The 1,895-nt window shown below is 61.7% G+C and carries 1 protein-coding gene and 1 pseudogene; both read left to right on the top strand.

Features of this window, described 5'->3' with window-relative positions; genetic code table 11:
• The first annotated feature begins 214 nt into the window (after positions 1-214).
• A complete protein-coding gene (locus ENZ75_RS30495) occupies positions 215-1,459 on the top strand; it encodes an MFS transporter (RefSeq protein ID WP_063167752.1) in 1,245 nt (414 codons plus the stop codon).
• Between the two features lie 75 nt (positions 1,460-1,534).
• Positions 1,535-1,895: pseudogene (locus ENZ75_RS30490) on the top strand (ribonuclease D); the annotation flags it as partial.

Genomic DNA, 1,895 nt, shown 5'->3' with positions numbered 1-1,895 from the left:
GCTCATCACCGGTCAGTTGCCTCCGCGCGACGATCAACGGCAACAGGTGATCATGACGATCTATAGCAAGAACCTAAACGACGGCCCGTTCATAAGCGTTTGGACCTTCCACGAAGAGTTGGACATATCCTCGCTGTAGTTTGCCGGGAATTGCTGCTGGCGTTGGCCAGGGCGATGGTCCAAGAAGGGATCACCGACACGTGATCGCCTCTTCATGTCCTCCATCCGCCCGATGATCCCGCTTCTTCTCGCCGCAGGCATCCTGCTCGGCGGCAATGGGCTGCAGAGCACGCTGATCGCGCTGCGCGGCGCGCAGGAAGGGTTTTCCGCTTCCGACATAGGCCTGATGGGCACCTTCTACTTCGCCGGCTTCCTGCTCGGCTGCCTAGCCATCACCCGCATCATGAAGGCGGTCGGCCATATCAGGGCATTTTCGGCGCTGGCGGCAATCGCCTCAGTCGGCACCTTGCTCCTGGTGCTGGTCATCGATCCGGTGATGTGGTGCGCGGTGCGTCTTGCCGGCGGCTTCTGCTTCGCCGGGCTGTTCACCATCGTCGAAAGCTGGCTGAATTCCGGCGTCAGCAATCACGATCGGGCACGCGTGCTGGCGATCTACCGGATGGTCGACATCGGTTCGGTGACATCAGCCCAGTTCCTGATCCCGATCTTCGGCGCTGGCGGTTTCGCTATCTTCGCCATCATGTCGATGATGATCACGCTGTCGCTGGTGCCGGTGTCGCTCGGCGACCGCTCCAACCCGACACCACCCGAAGAGGTCAAGCTCGACCTGGCGCGCGTCTGGCGGATTTCGCCGCTGGGCTGCTTCGGCTGCATCGCCGTCGGCGTCACCAACAGCGCCTTTCGCACCTTGTCCCCGGTCTATGCCGAGCAGATCGGCATGTCGGTCGCCGATGTCGTGACCTTCGTCAGCGTCGGCATCTTCGGCGGCGCCATCATCCAGTATCCGCTCGGCTACCTCTCCGACCGCTGGGACCGGCGCCGGGTGCTGCTGATGACGACCTGCTGCGCGATGCTTTCGGCGCTGGCGCTGGTGTTCATCGCCGGTAGCAATCCGCTGCTCAACTTCGTCCTCGTCTTCATCTTCGGCTGTTTCGCCATGCCGCTCTATTCGTTGTCGGCGGCCCACTCCAACGATCGCGCCGACACCGGCGAGTTCGTGCTGATCAACGCGGCGCTGATGCTGTTCTATTCCTTCGGCGCGATCGGCGGCCCGTTCGCCGCCTCGACGGCGATGCAATATTTCGGACCGGGCGCCCTGTTTGTATTCAGCGCGGTGGTCTATGCGATCTTCATCGCTGTCATCCTCTACCGCATGCAGGCTCGGTCCGGCGTGCCGGCGGGCAGGCGCGGCCGCTTCATTGCGCTCCTGCGCACTTCGACGGTTTTCGCGCGGCTGGCCAGGAGAAACGGCGATTCCGACGGTCCGGGAACCTCATGATGGCGGTGCCAAAGCTTGACGAAAGCCCCGGCGGCTGAAATCTAGGAAGACCTTACTCCTGCCAAAAGCGATTTGATGCACGTCATCACCACCCAGAAAGAACTCGAGACCGTTCTCGCCGCTTTCGAAAAGTCGGATTTCGTCACTGTCGACACCGAATTCATTCGAGAAACGACGTTTTGGCCGATCCTGTGCCTGATCCAGATGGCCGCTCCCGGCGTGACGGCACTGATCGATCCGCTGGCTCCCGATATCGACCTGAAGCCGTTCTTCAGGCTGATGGCCAACGAGGCGGTGGTCAAAGTCTTCCACGCCGCGCGGCAGGACATCGAAATCATCGTCCATCTCGGCGATCTGGTTCCGCATCCAGTGTTCGACACGCAAGTGGCGGCGATGGTCTGCGGCTTCGGCGACAGCGTTTCCTACGATCAGCTCC

This window comes from Mesorhizobium sp. M7A.F.Ca.CA.002.04.1.1 (genome assembly GCF_004022805.1).
GTDB lineage: Bacteria > Pseudomonadota > Alphaproteobacteria > Rhizobiales > Rhizobiaceae > Mesorhizobium > Mesorhizobium ciceri.
This window is presented reverse-complemented; position numbering and strand designations above follow the sequence as displayed.